The following is a 15,966-nucleotide window of genomic DNA, read 5'->3' as shown; positions in this document are numbered from 1 at the left end:
GCAGAGAAACTACTTTGCCAGCTCAGCCTCAATGGCAGATGTCAGCACCGCATCATCCGGAGCGATCACCGAGCAGTAGCGTCCCACAACCTCGCCGTCCTTGCTGATCAGGAACTTCTCAAAGTTCCACAGCACCTCCGGCGCGGCGTTCGGAGCAGGCATGCCCTTCGAAGCCGCAAAGCCAGCCAGCTTCTCACGCAGAGAGCCGTCGTCACCGATAGACTCAGGCTGCGCTGCAATCAACGCAGCGTACAGCGGATGCTTCTCCGCCCCCGTCACCACGATCTTCTCGAACAGCGGAAAGCTTACGCCGAAGTTCAGCGAGCAAAACTCTGCGATCTCCGCATTCGTTCCCGGCTCCTGGGCGCCGAAGTCGTTCGCAGGAAAACCAAGTACATCAAAGCCCTTGTCCTTGAACTCGTTATAGAGCTTCTCCAGGCCTTCGTACTGCGGCGTAAAGCCACACTTGGAGGCCACGTTCACCACCAGCAGCACCTTGCCTGTGTACTCACCCAGCGAGCTTGCCTCGCCACCAATCGTCTTTACCGGAATGTTCGTTACAGTCGACATTCCCTCAGTCTAATTCGACCCACCAACAAAGCCACTGCGCAAATCCTTGAATTTCCGCACAAATCCACTCCCAAATTGACAGACAGGCGTATTCTTATCCACGGTGCGTTTCACGCGCAGTCGAGGTAAACGCTAGTCCGATGAGTGTCTTTGATGTTGTTTTTGGTAAACCGCTGGCGACCAGTGCCGAGCACGATGAGCACATTGGCGTAGCGGCCGGTATCCCTATCTTTGGTCTGGACGGCCTGACCAGTGCAGCGTACGGCCCCGAAGCCGCCATGCAATTGCTGGTGCCGCTCGGCGTAGCCGGTGTCTCCACCTTCCTGCTGCCGATCTTCTCCGCCATCCTGATCCTGCTCACGATCATCTACTTCTCCTACCGGCAGACGATCACCGCTTACCCCAACGGTGGCGGCTCTTACACGGTAGCGACCGAGAACCTGGGCAACTCCGCCGGTCTCATCGCCGCCGCCGCCCTGATGATCGACTACATCCTCACCGCAGCCGTAGGCATCTCCGCCGGCGTCACTGCGCTGGTCTCGGCCACGGATGAAACCCGCTTCGGCCCGACAATGCACCACTATCAGCTCCTGCTCTGTCTGCTGATTCTCGTCATCATCGCGACCGTTAACATGCGCGGGATGAAAGAGTCCGGCTTTGCCTTCATGCTGCCGACCTTCATCTTTGTCACCACCCTGGTCATCACGATCGCGTGGGCAGCGGTGCAGTACTGGTCCACAGGCGGACACCCCGTACCCGTGAAGGTCCCGCCGCCGCAAACGCTGCAGCTCTCTACCTTCACACGCTTCGGTCTCCTCTGGCTCATCCTCAAGGCATTCGCCTCCGGTTGCGCCGCCATGACCGGCGTGGAAGCTGTCTCCAACGGAGTCACAGCCTTCAAAGAGCCCCGCGCCAAGAAGGCCAACACCACCCTCACCTGCATCATCTCGATGCTCATCGTGCTGCTCTGGGGCCTCTCCTGGGTCGCCAAGATCTATCACGTCACCGCGATGGACCCCCTCGCGCACAACTACCAGAGCGTGCTCTCGCTCGAAGTAGCTGCCGTCTTCGGCCGTGGCTGGATGTACTTCCTCACCATGGGTGGCGTGCTCGCGGCGCTCTCGTTCTCCGCCAACACCGCCTTTGCAGACTTCCCGCGCATGGCCCGCGCCATCGCCGCGCGGGACTACCTGCCTCACGTCTTCCTGCTGCGCGGCCGTCGCCTGCTCTTCTCGCACGGCATCTACGCCCTCACGGGCCTCACCGCGCTCATCCTCATCATCTTTGACGGTGTCACCGACCGCTTGATCCCGCTCTACGCCATCGGTGCCTTCCTTGCCTTCACCCTCTCGCAGGCCGGCATGGTTCGTCACTGGATCAAGGAGAAGGACGCCAAGCACCGCTACTTCAAGCTCTGCATGAACGGCCTCGGGGCCTGCGCCACAGGCATCACCCTGTGCGTCGTCCTCTTCGCCAAGTTCATGTCCGGCGCCTGGATCACGACGCTCCTGATGCCTCTGCTCATCGGCGTCATGGTGGCTATCAAGCGCCATTATCGCCGCGTCCGCCTCGAAACCGCTGACCCCACCCCGCTGCGCCTCTCCGGCCTGGAAGAACCCATCGTTATCATTCCGATGGCAAGCTGGAACAAGATCAGCGAGAAGGCCCTGCGCTTCGGCATGCTCATGAGCCACACCGTCAAGGTCGTGCACGTCCACGGCGACGAGACCGACACCATCGGCTGCGTCTGGAACGAGATGGTGCTCGAGCCCACCCGGGCCGCCAAGCAGACCGAACCCGAACTCATCAACGTCTCCAGCAACTACCGCACCATCCTCTCGCCGCTCATGGACTACATCCTGAAGCTCGAGGACGAGAACCCCGGCCGCAAGATCGCCGTCCTGCTGCCCGAACTCGTCGTCCGCCACTGGTGGGAGAACCTTCTCCACAACCAGCGCGTACAGGTGCTCAAGCTGCTCCTCCTCCTCAAAGGCAACCAGCGCATCGTCGTCGTCAACATCCCCTGGTACCTGTAGACTTCCGTCGTGAGTCCACGAGTCGTCCGCTTTAACTGGGATAAAGGAAACATCGAGCATCTTGCGCTCCACGCCGTCACTCCGGCGGAAGTGCGTGAGATGCTTCTTGACCCTTTCTGCTTTCTTTCCGGTAGAAAAGTCGTCAACGGTGAGATACGGTATCTGGTAGTCGGAGCAACGGCCTCAGACCGCAAGCTCTGCCTGATCTTCATGATTCGCGCAGGGTCTCTAAGGCCGATCACGGCGTACACCGCCCCTGAAAAATTCAGCAGGCACTACGAAGAGAGGAAACGACGTGACGAAACTACCGGTTCCTGAATTCACCAGCGAAGCTGAAGAAGCAAATTGGTACGATGCTCATCGCGATCAGTTGACCGACTACTTCGACGAGGTGGAGATGAGCGCATCGAGCCTGCTTGCCCAGCATGACCTCGTCCTCGATCCCCATGCCCTTACCGTCCTCCTCGGTGAGGAAGACCTGACCCTGCTGCAAAAGCGGGCAGCTCAAAAGGGCGTCGATAGCGAATCTCTTCTCTCCGAGTTAGTGCATCAAGCACTGCGCGTCTCTGACGCAGCATAGGACTCAACCACCACAAGCCCCTACCCCAGCGTCCGCAGCCTCGTCACCGCCTCCACCACCACTCGCACGGCTTCTTCTACCTCCGCTTCGGTCGCATACTTCGTCAGCGACAGCCGCAGACTCCCGCGAGCCTCCTTCGCCGCCAGCCCCATCGCCATCAGCACATGCGAAGGCTCCGTCGCTCCCGACATACACGCCGACCCAAAGCTCGCCGCCACTCCCTGCATATCCAGCGCGATCAGCAGAGACTCCGCATCCACTCCGGCGATCCGCAGGTTCGTCGTATTCGCCACCCGCCGAGCTTCCGCCGCATTCACGCTCACACCCGCCAGGCCGCCAGCGATCCCCTGCTCCAGCTTGTCTCGCAGAGCTGCGAGCGTCTGAGCCGCATCTCCGGCCAGCCACGCTGCCGCCATCTCTGCAGCCTTGCCCATTCCCACGATGCCCGGAACATTCTCCGTCCCCGCACGCCGTTGCCGCTCCTGCGGCCCGCCATGCTGCATCGCCGCAAGCTGCACGCCCTTGCGGGCAAACAACACACCTACACCCTGCGGCGCATAGAGCTTGTGCCCTGAGATCGCCAGCAGATCCACGTTCTTGAACTCGCCCGCCATATCCAGCGGCAGCTTGCCCGCAGCCTGTACCGCATCGGTATGCACCAGCACACCGCGCTCCTTCGCCAGCCGCGCAATCTTGCCCACCGGCTGCACCGCTCCGGTCTCGTTGTTCGCCAGCATCACGCTCAAGAGCTTCGTCTCCGGGCGAATCGCCGCAGCCACCTCATCAGCGTCCACCACGCCGTTCGCCTGCGGCTTCACATACGTCACCGCCACACCGCGCTTCTCCAACGCCTCCGCACAGTACAGCACCGCATGGTGCTCCATCTGCGTGGTAACCAGATGTGCCGCTTCGCCGCGTTCCAGAAAAGGTTCCAGCACCCCACGCAGCGCCAGGTTATCGCTCTCCGTCCCACCCGACGTAAAGACGATCTCCTTCGCCGTCGCGTTCAGCATTCCTGCAACCTGCGCCCGCGCGCGCTCAACCGCCGAGCGCGCATGTTGCCCCGCCGCATGGGCCGCGCTGGGGTTCCCCCCACGCACGCCAAAGTACGGCAGCATCGCCTCAAGCACTTCAGGAGCCACCGGCGTCGTGGCATTCGCATCCAGATAAATCCGCGTCACACGTCTATCGTACGAGAGCCACACATCAAACGCTCAACCGGACACCTAACGCAGCAGTTCGCTCGCCAGGCTCGACGTCTTGCGCTCCGTGCGCCCATTCGAGCGCAACGAGAACGTCAGCCCCACCGATACCGAATCCAGATTCAAACGCAGACTCCGGTTGTAGTAGCTCTGCAGCATCACATGCGAAGAAAGCGGCACCACCACCGCCGACGTAAAACCGTTGTCCTCGCTCACGCTTCTGCCCGACACCACCGTGCGGTCCGGATACCCGGGCCGCGACAACGTCGTATAGATCTTTCCATCGCCCAGCGGCAACTGCTCATACGCCACCGATTGAAAGAAGATCTTCCGCGCCATCTGCACCTCAAAGCCCGCCGTAAAGTGCGCCAGCGGCCCCAGCGAGGTGTAGTCCTTCGTCACCAGCCGGTTGAAAAGCGTAGACGAGTCACCGCCGCCAAGATCCAGCAGCGTTCCAAACCGTCCCCAACGCATCTCAAACCGGTTGTCGATGTCGAACGTCACGCGCCCCGTGCTCAACCCATGATCAGCGTCGCCCGTCGGCACCGTCATCGACGGCGTCAGCATGTACCCAAAGCCGTTCCGGTGAAAACGGGCATGCCCTGCCAGAACCAGATCGCCCAGGTCACCGCGCCGAACCCGCAGCTTCGTCGTCGTAACCATCTGCGTCGCCTGCGGTTGCACCGTTACCGTCACCTGGTCCGCAGCCAGACGGTAAAAGTACACAGGGATATTCATGTCGAACGAGTAATGCGGCGAGACCGCATACGAGACCGCTGGGGTAAACAACGTGTACCAGCCCGACGAAGAATCATGCACCGACGTAAACGTCGCCGCCGCATTCACTCCCGCCAGCCTCGCCCGCATCCCCGGCACATTCGGCACAGGCATCAGCAGGCTGGGAAGATCGGGATCATCCGCAGGCAGCTTCGTATCCGTCTGCGCATACAGGGGCGCAGCGGAAAGACAACATAACGCGGCAATCAGCAGGAATCGCAAAACAAAAAGGACTCCGTACGATTTTACGTTCCGGAGCCCTTTCTTTTGTAGACTTTCGTCGCAGCAGCCTAAGCGCTCGGCTTTGGCGGCCATACCTTCACTTGCGACTGGCGGCGCGCCATCGGCGTATACGGCGCCGGATACGCCGGCCCCGTGTAATCCGCACGCGGACGAATCAGGCGGTTATCATCATGCTGCTCGATCACATGCGCGCACCAGCCCGAGATGCGGCTCACCGCAAAAATCGGCGTAAACAGGTCGATGTCGATGCCCAGCGTCGTGTACGTCGAAGCCGAATAGAAGTCCACATTCGCGTTCAACTTCTTCTGTTCCTTGATGAACAGCTCGATCTTGCGCGACATCTCGTACCACTTCGGATTCGCATCCTTGCCCAGGTCCTCCGACATGCGCCGCAGATGCGTCGCGCGCGGATCTTCCGTCGTGTACACACGATGGCCAAAGCCCGAGATCTTTTCCTTGTTCTCCAGCATGTGCTTCACATGCTCGACAGGATCTTCGCCAGCCTTCTCAATGTCATAGAGCAGGTGCATCACAGCTTCGTTCGCTCCACCGTGCAGCGGCCCCTTCAGCGCGCCGATCGCGCCCGTAATCGCTGAGTGCAGATCGCTCAGTGTTGCCGCAATCACGCGTGCCGCAAACGTCGACGCATTCAACTCGTGGTCCGCGTGCAGAATCAGCGCCACGTCCATCGCCTTCGTCGCGGTCTCGCTGGGCTTCTCGCCGTTCAGCATCCACAGGAAGTTCGCTGCATGCGACAGCGAGGTATCCGGCGTCACCAGTTCCTTGCCCTTGCGAATGCGGTCGAACATCGCCACGATCATCGCGATCTGCGAGGTCAGGCGGAAGCTCTTACGAACGTTCGCCGTGTGCAGAACGCTCTTCTCGTCCGCGTCATAGATCGACAGCAAAGAAACGGCTGTACGCAACACTTCCATCGGCGAAGCCGTACGTGGAACGATCCGGAGGAACTCGATCACGTCATCCGGCAACTGCCGTGCAGCCGCCAGTTGGTGCGAGAAATCGTTGAACTCTGAAGCCGTCGGCAACGCGCCGTTCCAAAGCAAAAACGTCACTTCTTCAAACGTCGAATTCTCCGCAAGCGTATGAATATCAATGCCGCGGTACGACAAAATTCCCTGCGCGCCATCGATGAAACAAATCGACGACTCGTTCGCAATTACATCCTGCAAGCCTTTGGGTGCACCTGTTGCCATGATCGAAAACGCTCCCTGCGCGGTGTTTCCGCGTAACGCCAAAATTATCGACGCATACCCGGATAATTGTCACTTATACCTGATCGGTTATCGCTCACGCTGTGCGACTACCAGACTCGGCGCAAAACGCTGCAGCATCTCCACCACAGGCTTGCCTTCCAGCATATCCGCCATCGCTTTAGCCGTTGCAGGCGCCAGCAGAATGCCGTTCCGAAAATGCCCGCCCGCGACAAACTGCCGTGGCTCCAACTCCCCCAGCAAAGGCAGCCCATCCACCGTCGCCGGACGCAACCCTGCCCACGCCTCCACAATCTCCGCGTCTGCCACCGCAGGCACCATCTGCGCTGCGCGTCGTCGCAACTGCTGCAACTCGTCCTCGCGCACCGTCGTATCGAAGCCCGCATCCTCCACCGTCGCACCAACCAGCACAGTCCCTGCCTGCTCCCCAAAACGCCGCGGCACTACATACACCCCGGCGCTGCGGTGGACCTCGTCCATCGCCAGCCGCAAGCGCATCATCTGCCCCTTGCGCGGGCGAACCGCAGGCTCCCCGAGAAACCACGCCCCCGCAGCAAACACCACCTGCCTCGCTGCAAAGCTCTCGCTCCCTGCTATCACCTTCACTGAGCCTGCCAGCGTCTCCGCACGTTGCACCTGCACGCCACGCACAACGTCGATGCCTGTTTTCTCCACCGCAGTCTCCAACGCCGCCATCAACTCTCGCGGATTCAGCGACTGCTCCGCCAACTCCACGCTCGCACCATCCTGCAGATACTGAATCGTACGGTCCGTCTGGTACCTCACCTGCAGCCCCGAAACCTCTTCGATTCGCTGCAAATAAGCGTCATACAGCGACCTGCTCCAGCGTGCCAACTCACTCAGCGCAGGCGGATTATGCGGGTCTTCCGCCGCCAGCATTCCTGCCGCAGCCCACGACGCCTGCCCTGCGGCTCTCTCGCCTCTCTGCGCCTGCTCCAGCACCGCCACGCGCATCCCGCGCTGCGTCAACTCCAGTGCCAGCGATAGCCCCATGACCCCTGCGCCGCAAATCAAAACATCCGTCTCAGGCATCATCTGCGAACTCTTCTGCATCTCACTCCCTTGCAAGTCCCAACCCCTGCGAGTCCCATTGTAGGTTTCGCACGTCCAAAAATGTGACTCGCGCGTTCTTCGTTCCAAGTGAACTTGAGCGCGGCAACCGGTAAGGAGAACATCGCATGCCTGAAATCCGTGAAACCGTCGTGGAACAACGAACACCGGGGTGGATCGCACCCGTCGCAGTCCTGGCTCTCCTGCTCGCCCTCGGCTCGCTGGTCTGGGGACTCGTACTGCAGAACAAGCTCACCGATGAGCACAAGGCGGTCGACGCAGCCGTCTCGCAGAACAGCTCTCTCAACGACAAGATCGAAGACACCAACGAACGCCTCAAGGCGCAGGGTCAGGCTCTCGGCCAGTCCATGGGACTCACGCAGAAGCAGCTTGACGACCGCTCTAACGAGCTTCTGCTCGCCCAGAAGAGCGCCGCTGCCGCCACGCAGAAACTCGCTCGCGAACAGGCCGCCACGCAGAAGCAGGTCGGCGCCGTACAGAGCGACGTAACAGCCGTGAAGACCGATGTCGGCGGTGTGAAGAATGATGTCGCCACCACACAGGCTGACCTCGCCAACACCAAATCGCAGCTCACCCGCGTCGTCGGCGACCAGGGTGTCATGAGCGGCCTCATCGCCACCACCCACGGCGAACTCGAAGAGCTCCGCCGCATGAATCAGCGCAACTACTACGAGTTCACCCTGCAGAAGGGCTCTGATCCCAAGCTCGTCGGCACCATCAAGATCAAGCTTCGGAAGGTCGACACCAAACGCTCGAAGTTCACTCTCGACGTCTACTCCGATGACCACAACATCGAGAAGAAGGACAAGAACCTCGACGAGCCCATCCAGTTCTACTCCGGCAAGTCACCTCTTCTCTACGAGATCGTCATCAACAGCATCAGCAAGAACGTCGTCAGCGGCTACCTCAGCACGCCGAAGAACGCTCCCACCCCCATCGCTGTCCCCTAACTCCTTACCAGCTCCCCCGAAAGGCCACGCGACCAGCGTGGCCTTTCCCTTTCCCCTCACCTCCCTCCACACCTCTGACAGCCACAAATCACTCTGCGCTCTCTGCGTTCCCGCCCTCTCCACCCGGCCACAAATCCCACAGCGCCAACCAAAGGGTCAGGACTATCCATCTCCTCACGACAAAAACACACCTCTACCCTCTACACTCTGCCCACTACGCTCTATCCTGTCTGTAACGCTGCCGCAACGCAGTTTTCCCGGAGGAGCCCTCACCCACGATGCAACGCCGCTCGCTTGTCTTTGCCTCTCTTGCTCTCGCTGCCGCACCCGCCTTCGCGCAGCAACCCATTCGCATCACGGCTGATTTCACCGACGCTCCGCGCCGCCTGTATCACGCCGAGGTAGACCTCCCCGTCAAGCCCGGCCCCAACACCTTCACCACTCCCGCCTGGATCCCCGGCAACCACCGCGCCACCGGCCCCGTGCAGAACATCGTCGGTGTCGTCTTTACCGCCAACGGCAAGACCCTCGCCTGGCGTCGTGACGACACCGATCTCTACGAGTTCCACGTCGACGTTCCCGCCGGAGTCACCAGCGTTCACGCCCACCTCGACTGCATCGAAGGCGACCATCTCTCCGACCACCTCGCCATGCTCGAGTGGGAAAAGCTCCTGCTCTACCCCGCGCACATCCCCGTCCGCGACATCGCCATCCAGCCCACCGTGATCGTCCCCGCAGGCTGGGGCGTCGGCACCGCGCTCGTACCCGTCAAGCCTTACGACCCCAACACCAGGCCCGGCGGCACCATCGAGTTCAAGCCCACCACCGTCGAGCAGCTTGAGGACTCCCCCGTCCTCGCCGGCGAGTACTTCCACGAGTTCGCCCTCGCCCCCGACGTCAAGCCCGCGCACTTCATCGACGTCGCCTCGGACTCCCCCGAAGACTCGAAGCTGAACCCCGCTACGCTCTCTGAGATCGCCAACCTCGTCCGCGAAGCCACCACCGCCTACAACTCGCACCACTACAACGACTACCACTTCCTGCTCACGCTCTCGGACGTCGCAGGCGGTGAAGGCCTCGAACACGGCCAGTCCTCCGACAACGGCATCGGCGAAAAGGGCTTCGCCAACCCCGTCATGAAGATCATGGAAGCCGACCTGCTCGCCCACGAGTTCACTCACTCCTGGAATGGCAAGTATCGCCGCCCCGACAAGCTCTACCAGCCTGACTTCGCCACAATGCAGCAGGGCGAACTCCTCTGGGTCTACGAAGGCATGACGCAGTACCTCGGCAACGTCCTCGCCACACGCTCCGGCCTCAAGAACCAGTCGCAGTACCGCGACATGCTCGCCATGTCCGCCGCGAACCTGGAGTACAAGTCCGGCCGCACCTGGCGCTCCACCGACGACACCGCCATCGCGGCCAGCATCCTTCGCGGACGCGACGCCACCTGGGCCAACTACCGTCGCGGACAGGACTACTACCAGGAAGGCGAGCTCCTCTGGCTCGACGCCGACACCCTCATTCGCGAAATGACCAACAACAAGAAGTCCCTCACCGACTTCCTGCAGATCTTCCTCGCCAAGGGCGGCAACACCGGCCCGCTCATCGTCCCTTACAACCGCGCAGAGATCATCACCGACCTCAACGAGGTGGTGAAGTACGACTGGGCGAAGTTCCTCCACGACCGCGTCGACCTCATCAACCCGCACGCTGACCTCGCAGGCATCGAGCGCGGCGGTTACAAGCTCGTCTTCACTGACAAGCCCAACCCCACCGACAAGAGCTTCACCGGCCTCCGCGGCGGTCCCAGCTTCTGGTACTCCGTCGGCCTCACCGTCAAGAAGGACGGCAGCATCGGCGACGTTCGCTGGGGCGGCCCTTCCGACAAGGCCAAGCTCGCTCCCGGCCAGCGCATCGTAGCCGTCAACGGCAAGGTCTTCGACGCTGACGCGCTGATCTCCGCCATCGATGCGGCCAAGGGCAACTCGGCTCCGATCCAGCTCCTGATCGAAAGCCAGGGCTTCATCCACCCCGCCACCATCGACTACCACGACGGCGAACGCTACCCCTCCCTGGTGCGTGATGACTCGAAGAAAGACCTCCTCGACGACATCACCACACCCCTCACCAAAGCCCCTGCCACCAGGTAACCCGGCAGACGTTAGACGATTAGACGTTAGACAAGAAACAGTAAAAGCAATAACGCTAGCGGGCCCGGAGATGATCTCCGGGCCCGCTAGCGTTGTCAGCCTATCTTTGCCACCCCGGCGTTGTCAGCCAATCTCTATCAGCCAGAACATCAGCCAGAGAGATCACGATACAGTCAGGGCATCATGACATCAGCCAGGACATCCCTTCGCGTACTTCGCGCTTAAACTTAGCGAACTTCGCGTTCAAGCACTTCTCTCAGCGAGCCACAGGCACCACAACACCACAAACACCTTTGCGTACCCTCAGCGTCCTTCGCGCCCTCTGCGTCGAGGCTCTCCCCCACACAGCCGCGAAAGTCAGCGTTCCCGCTTCTCGCCCAAGGCCGCCACAACTTCCTCCACCGGCGACACCACCGACTCACCCTCGGCTGCCAGCAAAGGCTCCATCGCCCGCCCGACCATCAGCATCACCGGAGCCGGCCCACACACCAGCGCATCCAGCTCCTCCAACCGGCAAGCCACAAACGTCTGCTCCGGCCGCGCCGCATGGCTCACCGCGGCGCAAGGCACATCCGCAGCCACACCCGCAGCCTGCAACTCCGAAGCAATCCGCACGGTATCGCGCCCCGGCATGTAAAGCACCAGCGTCGCATCCTCAGGCAGAGGCCCCGCCCACACCGGCGCAGCGTCCTTACCATCCGCATGATGCCCCGTAGCAAACACCAGCTTCGACGCGCTCTTACGATCAGTCAGCGGCAACGCCAGCGAAGCTCCTGCAGCCAAAGCCGCCGTCACTCCCGGCACCACCTCAAAAGCAATCCCTGCACTCCGCAGCGCGGCAATCTCTTCGCCAGCACGCCCAAAGACCAGCGGATCGCCCGACTTCAGCCGCACCACGCTCTGCCCTGCCCGCGCCGACTCCACCAGCAACAGATGAATCCCCGCCTGCGTAATCCGAGGCCGCCCGCAACGCTTGCCCACACTCGTCACCAGCGCCCGCTCGTTCACCAGAGCCAACACCGCATCCGGCACCAGGTCATCGTGAAACACCACATCCGCCGTCTCCAGCAAACGCAGCGCCTTCACCGTCAGCAGCTCCGGATCACCCGGCCCCGCACCGACGAGATACACCACTCCCTTTTGCGCAGAGGTCCTCACAGTACAGACTCCTCCGGCGCTTCCAGGTTCCCATCGCCGCCATCGTCCTTCAGAAACCCTTGCTCGCGCATGTGCTGCTGCGCCCGCGCCCGCGAAGGGCACGCCGCAAAGCCGCAAACCTCGCGGCTCGCCAGCTCATGCAGCAGATTCTTTCGTGGCTCGCCAATCGGCTCCACGGCCGTCACTTCACGCCGCAGACGACCAAGCTCCATCAGCCACTCGCCGAGATCCAGCGGCAGCGCCGCATTCAGCTCCTTGCGCAAACGCATCGCCAACGCAGGCGACTCACCTGCAGTAGAGATCGCAATCTGCAACTCGCCCCGCTTCACAATCGACGGGAAGTAGAAGTCGCAGAACGGCGGATCATCCACCGCATTGCACAACACGCCCTTCGCCGAAGCCTCGTGAAACACCGCGCGATTCACCTCCGCCGTCGCCGTTCCTGCAACACACAGAAACGCGCCGTCGAGGTCTCCCTCGCGATACTCCCGCTGCTCCCAGACGATCTCGCCTGCCTCCGCCCACTCCTGCACACGCGGCAGGGCCTCCGGCGCGATCACGCGCACGGAAGCCTCCGCTTGCAACATGCTTTCAATCTTCGACTCCGCGATCTTCCCCGCGCCGATAACGACGCAGGGCTTTGCCGTGAGCTTCAGAAACATAGGAAACAGGCTCATCGTTATTCCTTACGCGTCCGGCGCGTGACCAGTACCAACCTTGGTCATATCGCGCTCAATCGCTTCGATCTCCGCACCATTCAACTGCGCGCGCAAATCATCATCGCTCGTCCGTCGGAAGTAGCTGCGCAACGACTCACCCTCGCCGCGGCCCTTCAGATAGCCACGCAGCAAGCGCTCAATCGCCTCCGGGCAATCCGTCGCCGCAGCGCGGTAGCCGATCTGCCGCGCGATGCCGGCATACTCGCCGCCCACGCTGCCGCCGACCATGAAGTAGAACGCGTCAACCATCACGCCATCCACCTTCATCTTCTTGCCTTCGAGACCGATGTCCGCAATCCAACCCTGTCCGCACGAGTTCGTGCAGCCCGTCACATGCAGGCGGAACTGCTGATCAAACTCCGGCAAACGCTCTTCCAACTCGCTCACCAGCCACTTGTTGAACGCCTTCGTCTCCGTGATCGCCAGCTTGCAGAACTCCGTGCCCGTGCACGCCACCGCGCCGCGGAAGAACGACGTCGGCTCCACCTGGAAGCCCAACTCGTTCACGCCTTCGACCACAGCCTGCACGCTCGCGCTCGGTACATTCACCAGGATCATGTTCTGGCCGATCGTCGTCCGCAACTCGCCCGAGCCATACTGCTCCGCCAGCTCCGCCAGCGTCAGCATCTGCTGCGGATTCATGCGACCGTTGATCACCGTCACGCCCACCGAGTTCAGCCCCGCTTCCTTCTGCGGATTCACGCCCACATGGTCGCGATGCACATCCCCCGACGCCGGGCCCTCCGGGCACGCGTCAAACTTGTACCCCATACGCTCTTCAATCGCCGCCAGCATCGACTCTGCCGTCCAGCCATGCTTCATGAAGAGGTACTTGATGCGGGCGCGTCCACGGTTCTCGCGCAGCACATCCTGCTCACGATAGATCTCGCAAACAGCCTTCACCGCCTCATACGCCTTGTCCTGCGGGATGAACGCGTTCATGCGCACCGAGATGTGCGGCTCCGTCGACAGACCACCGCCAATGCGCAGCGAGTAGCCAATCTCTTCCTTGCCGTCCTTCACACGCTTCAGCGCCGTCAGCGCCACATCGTTGATCTCCGGATACGAGCACCAGATCGGGCAGCCCGAAACCGTCACCTTGAACTTACGCGGCAGGTTCACGAACTCAGGATTACCCGTCAGCTCCGCTGAAATCTTCTTCGCCAGCGGTGACGCATCCAGCAGCTCATGCTTGTCGATCCCCGCCAGCGGGCAGCCGGTCACGTTGCGAACCACATCGCCGCAAGCGCCCTTCGGCGACAGACCAATCGCCGTCAACCGGTCCACAATCTCCGGCAGCGACTCAATCGTCAGCCAATGCAACTGGATGCACTGGCGCGTCGTCACGTCCGCGATACCGCGCGCATACTTCGCCGTGATGTCGGCGATCTCGCGCATCTGCGACGTTGTCAGCTTTCCGTTCACGATGCCGATGCGCATCATGAAGTAGTCGCTCACTTTGCCTTCGCCACCCGTGCCGCCGGTCACACCCACGCCATCACCCTGCGTGTAGATGCCCCACCACTTGAAGTACATCCCGCTCCACTCGGCAGCCACACTCTCGCGGCCCGCCTTCGCGTAGCCTTCGACGTCGCTCCAGCTCTCCCACGGGTTCTTCTCGCGCTTCAGCCGTTCGACCTTCTGCGCCTTCGTTTCCTTCACCACTACGGGCGCCGCTGCGCTCTCGTTTCCATCAGCCAAGGTGTATCTCCGTTTACTGCAAAAAGTTTGTTGCTAAAAATCAAAGGCCCACGAACTTTTCGTGGGCGCTCAGGGTTGAGTTTGCTTTGTCCGGCGCTTTACAAACATGCGCCAGCACCGCCTCAATCCCCGAGGCGCGAACAACACGAGTTGAACTGTTCGCTATGCATGGGCTCAAGTTTACTACACCCGGTCTCGCACCAAAGGAATGGGCGCGGCGAAAGCCGCGCCCACAACAACTTCTAATATCTACTGTCTACCCGTCTAATGTCTGCCCTAAAGCTTTGCCCGCAGAGGCATTCCCGGATCCACATACGCCAGCTCCGCAGCCTGCGTCTCATTGCGCAGAATCTGATGATGCAGGCAGTACAGCGCTAGTTCCAGACGATCGCTCACACCCAGCTTGTCGTACACCTTCCGCAGGTAGTTTTTGATCACCTGCTCCGTTGTACCGATCTGGTAAGCAATCTCCTTGTTCCTCATCCCGCGCGTAATGCACGCAATGATCGCAAGCTCCTTCTCGCTCAGCTTCGGCTGCGTCTTCGGGTTCGTCAACGCCTGCGCCTGTGCGCGGTACGCATCAATCACCCAGGAGATCGACTGGTTGTCGATCCACGTCTCGCCCGCCGCAATCTTGCGCACGCACTTGATCAGCAGGTCCGGCGAAATCGACCGCGGCACCACGCCGCGCACACCCCGGCGATAAAGCTCCACCGTGTTGCCTTCGTCGTTGTCCGTCACCTGCACAATAAGCTTGGCATCGGGGGCACGCTTCACCAGCTGAGGAATCGCATCAATCGTGCCCGCAATCAACTGCCCTTCGAGCAGCACCACATCCGACGGGAACCGGTGCATCGCGGCGTAAAGGTTCTCCAGCGTTTCAGCCTGGGCCACCACGCGGATGTCGTCTTCAAGCGCAAAAATCTTGCGCATACCTACGCGGTAAATAGCCTGCGAGTCCGCTAGGATCACGCGGATCCCATGCTCCTCGCCTGTCCCGTCCTCATTGCGCGGGCCCGACAACGCGATCTTCATTTCATCTTCAACGCTCATACATGCTCAGCCTTCAGAGAGTATTCGTCGATCACTGCAGCGGCAGTCTCGTTTCCATCGTCCTTGCTATGACGTACGATGCGCCCAACGCAATGCACAACGACGTCTTCACGACCGCCCATCACTGCTGCCGGCATTGTCATGCGAAACGTCACACGCGTATCTACCGGCGGAAGATCCATTCCTGCAAACAGCACGCCGTTCGCCGACACATCTACCGTTGTTGCTTCGTAATCTCTTTCCTCGGTATGCAGCGTGACTGCAAGATGCAGGGGAAAGCGTACGGAAGCGCGAACCGGTTCATTGCTCGTCTTATCTGTGGCGATCACAGCGCTCCTTACCCAGCCCGGCAGTAAACTCCGCTACCAGACCCCGAAAGTAACTTTATTGTAGTCTCCCGGGGGATTAGCCATACCCGTTTTGTGCCACGGCTACCTACCAATCTGTTTCATTTGACGCAGGAAAGCAGCCTACGCTCACACTTTGCAACAAACGCTCAA

The 15,966-nt window shown here is 61.1% G+C and carries 14 protein-coding genes; 4 read left to right on the top strand and 10 right to left on the bottom strand.

The features are described from left to right. Nucleotides 1–9 precede the first annotated feature (9 nt). Nucleotides 10–570: a glutathione peroxidase gene (locus PW792_04065; GenBank protein MDE1161107.1), complete on the bottom strand. Its 561-nt coding sequence runs from the start codon at nt 568–570 to the stop codon at nt 10–12. A gap of 140 nt (nt 571–710) precedes the next feature. On the opposite strand from PW792_04065, the gene PW792_04060 reads away from it, so the two are divergent. Together PW792_04060 and PW792_04055 are read left to right on the top strand one after the other, a co-directional pair. Next, nucleotides 711–2,606, top strand: coding sequence for an APC family permease (locus PW792_04060; GenBank protein ID MDE1161106.1), 1,896 nt, complete (start codon nt 711–713; stop codon nt 2,604–2,606). 295 nt (nt 2,607–2,901) lie between these two features. After that, nucleotides 2,902–3,186: a CopG family antitoxin gene (locus tag PW792_04055; protein MDE1161105.1), complete on the top strand. Its 285-nt coding sequence runs from the start codon at nt 2,902–2,904 to the stop codon at nt 3,184–3,186. Nucleotides 3,187–3,206: 20 nt separating this feature from the next. Here PW792_04055 and PW792_04050 read toward each other — a convergent pair whose 3' ends face one another. The 4 genes from PW792_04050 to PW792_04035 form a co-directional block, all read right to left on the bottom strand. After that, nucleotides 3,207–4,367 carry a cysteine desulfurase family protein gene (locus PW792_04050; protein ID MDE1161104.1) on the bottom strand — a complete coding sequence of 387 codons (1,161 nt, stop codon included), beginning with the start codon at nt 4,365–4,367 and terminating at the stop codon, nt 3,207–3,209. 45 nt (nt 4,368–4,412) lie between these two features. Then, entirely contained in the window at nt 4,413–5,387 is a 975-nt protein-coding gene (locus PW792_04045) for a hypothetical protein (protein ID MDE1161103.1), read from the bottom strand. A 68-nt stretch (nt 5,388–5,455) separates the two neighbouring features. Then, on the bottom strand, nt 5,456–6,622 hold the full coding sequence (locus PW792_04040) for a citrate synthase (protein ID MDE1161102.1): 1,167 nt from the start codon (nt 6,620–6,622) through the stop codon (nt 5,456–5,458). A gap of 87 nt (nt 6,623–6,709) precedes the next feature. Further along, a complete protein-coding gene (locus PW792_04035) occupies nt 6,710–7,714 on the bottom strand; it encodes an FAD-dependent oxidoreductase (protein MDE1161101.1) in 1,005 nt (334 codons plus the stop codon). Between the two features lie 125 nt (nt 7,715–7,839). Here PW792_04035 and PW792_04030 point away from each other — a divergent pair, with 125 nt between their 5' ends. Further along, nucleotides 7,840–8,682, top strand: a complete 843-nt coding sequence (locus tag PW792_04030) for a hypothetical protein (protein MDE1161100.1) — start codon at nt 7,840–7,842, stop codon at nt 8,680–8,682. Nucleotides 8,683–8,960: 278 nt separating this feature from the next. Further along, nucleotides 8,961–10,835 carry a M61 family peptidase gene (locus PW792_04025; protein MDE1161099.1) on the top strand — a complete coding sequence of 625 codons (1,875 nt, stop codon included), beginning with the start codon at nt 8,961–8,963 and terminating at the stop codon, nt 10,833–10,835. A gap of 357 nt (nt 10,836–11,192) precedes the next feature. Here the strand turns inward: PW792_04025 and cobA are convergent, their stop codons facing one another. The 5 genes from cobA to PW792_04000 all read right to left on the bottom strand — a co-directional run bounded on the left by cobA (nt 11,193) and on the right by PW792_04000 (nt 15,795). Continuing rightward, nucleotides 11,193–11,993: a uroporphyrinogen-III C-methyltransferase gene (gene cobA, locus PW792_04020; GenBank protein MDE1161098.1), complete on the bottom strand. Its 801-nt coding sequence runs from the start codon at nt 11,991–11,993 to the stop codon at nt 11,193–11,195. Further along, the gene (locus PW792_04015; protein ID MDE1161097.1) at nt 11,990–12,670 is read right to left on the bottom strand and encodes a bifunctional precorrin-2 dehydrogenase/sirohydrochlorin ferrochelatase; all 681 of its coding nucleotides are present in this window, start codon (nt 12,668–12,670) and stop codon (nt 11,990–11,992) included. Before PW792_04015 ends, cobA begins: the two co-directional genes overlap by 4 nt. Nucleotides 12,671–12,679: 9 nt before the next feature. Further along, nucleotides 12,680–14,413: a nitrite/sulfite reductase gene (locus PW792_04010; protein ID MDE1161096.1), complete on the bottom strand. Its 1,734-nt coding sequence runs from the start codon at nt 14,411–14,413 to the stop codon at nt 12,680–12,682. Nucleotides 14,414–14,689: 276 nt separating this feature from the next. Continuing rightward, nucleotides 14,690–15,448, bottom strand: a complete 759-nt coding sequence (locus PW792_04005; GenBank protein MDE1161095.1) for a response regulator transcription factor — start codon at nt 15,446–15,448, stop codon at nt 14,690–14,692. 14 nt (nt 15,449–15,462) lie between these two features. Continuing rightward, nucleotides 15,463–15,795 (bottom strand): PilZ domain-containing protein, encoded by a 333-nt coding sequence (locus tag PW792_04000; GenBank protein ID MDE1161094.1) that lies wholly within the window; start codon nt 15,793–15,795, stop codon nt 15,463–15,465. Nucleotides 15,796–15,966 lie beyond the last annotated feature (171 nt).

It is taken from the genome of Acidobacteriaceae bacterium (genome assembly GCA_028283655.1).
GTDB lineage: Bacteria > Acidobacteriota > Terriglobia > Terriglobales > Acidobacteriaceae > Granulicella.
Note: the sequence above shows the minus strand (reverse complement) of the source record. Positions and strands in the feature narration are given on the sequence as shown.

Bases quoted from the DNA above. Each gene is read 5' to 3' on its own strand.
- PW792_04065 (MDE1161107.1), bottom strand. From the start codon at position 570: ATGTCGACTGTAACGAACATTCCGGTAAAGACGATTGGTGGCGAGGCA.
- PW792_04015 (MDE1161097.1), bottom strand. From the start codon at position 12,670: ATGAGCCTGTTTCCTATGTTTCTGAAGCTCACGGCAAAGCCCTGCGTC.
- PW792_04005 (MDE1161095.1), bottom strand. From the start codon at position 15,448: ATGAAGATCGCGTTGTCGGGCCCGCGCAATGAGGACGGGACAGGCGAG.
- PW792_04025 (MDE1161099.1), top strand. From the start codon at position 8,961: ATGCAACGCCGCTCGCTTGTCTTTGCCTCTCTTGCTCTCGCTGCCGCA.
- PW792_04040 (MDE1161102.1), bottom strand. From the start codon at position 6,622: ATGGCAACAGGTGCACCCAAAGGCTTGCAGGATGTAATTGCGAACGAG.
- PW792_04060 (MDE1161106.1), top strand. From the start codon at position 711: ATGAGTGTCTTTGATGTTGTTTTTGGTAAACCGCTGGCGACCAGTGCC.
- PW792_04035 (MDE1161101.1), bottom strand. From the start codon at position 7,714: ATGCAGAAGAGTTCGCAGATGATGCCTGAGACGGATGTTTTGATTTGC.
- PW792_04030 (MDE1161100.1), top strand. From the start codon at position 7,840: ATGCCTGAAATCCGTGAAACCGTCGTGGAACAACGAACACCGGGGTGG.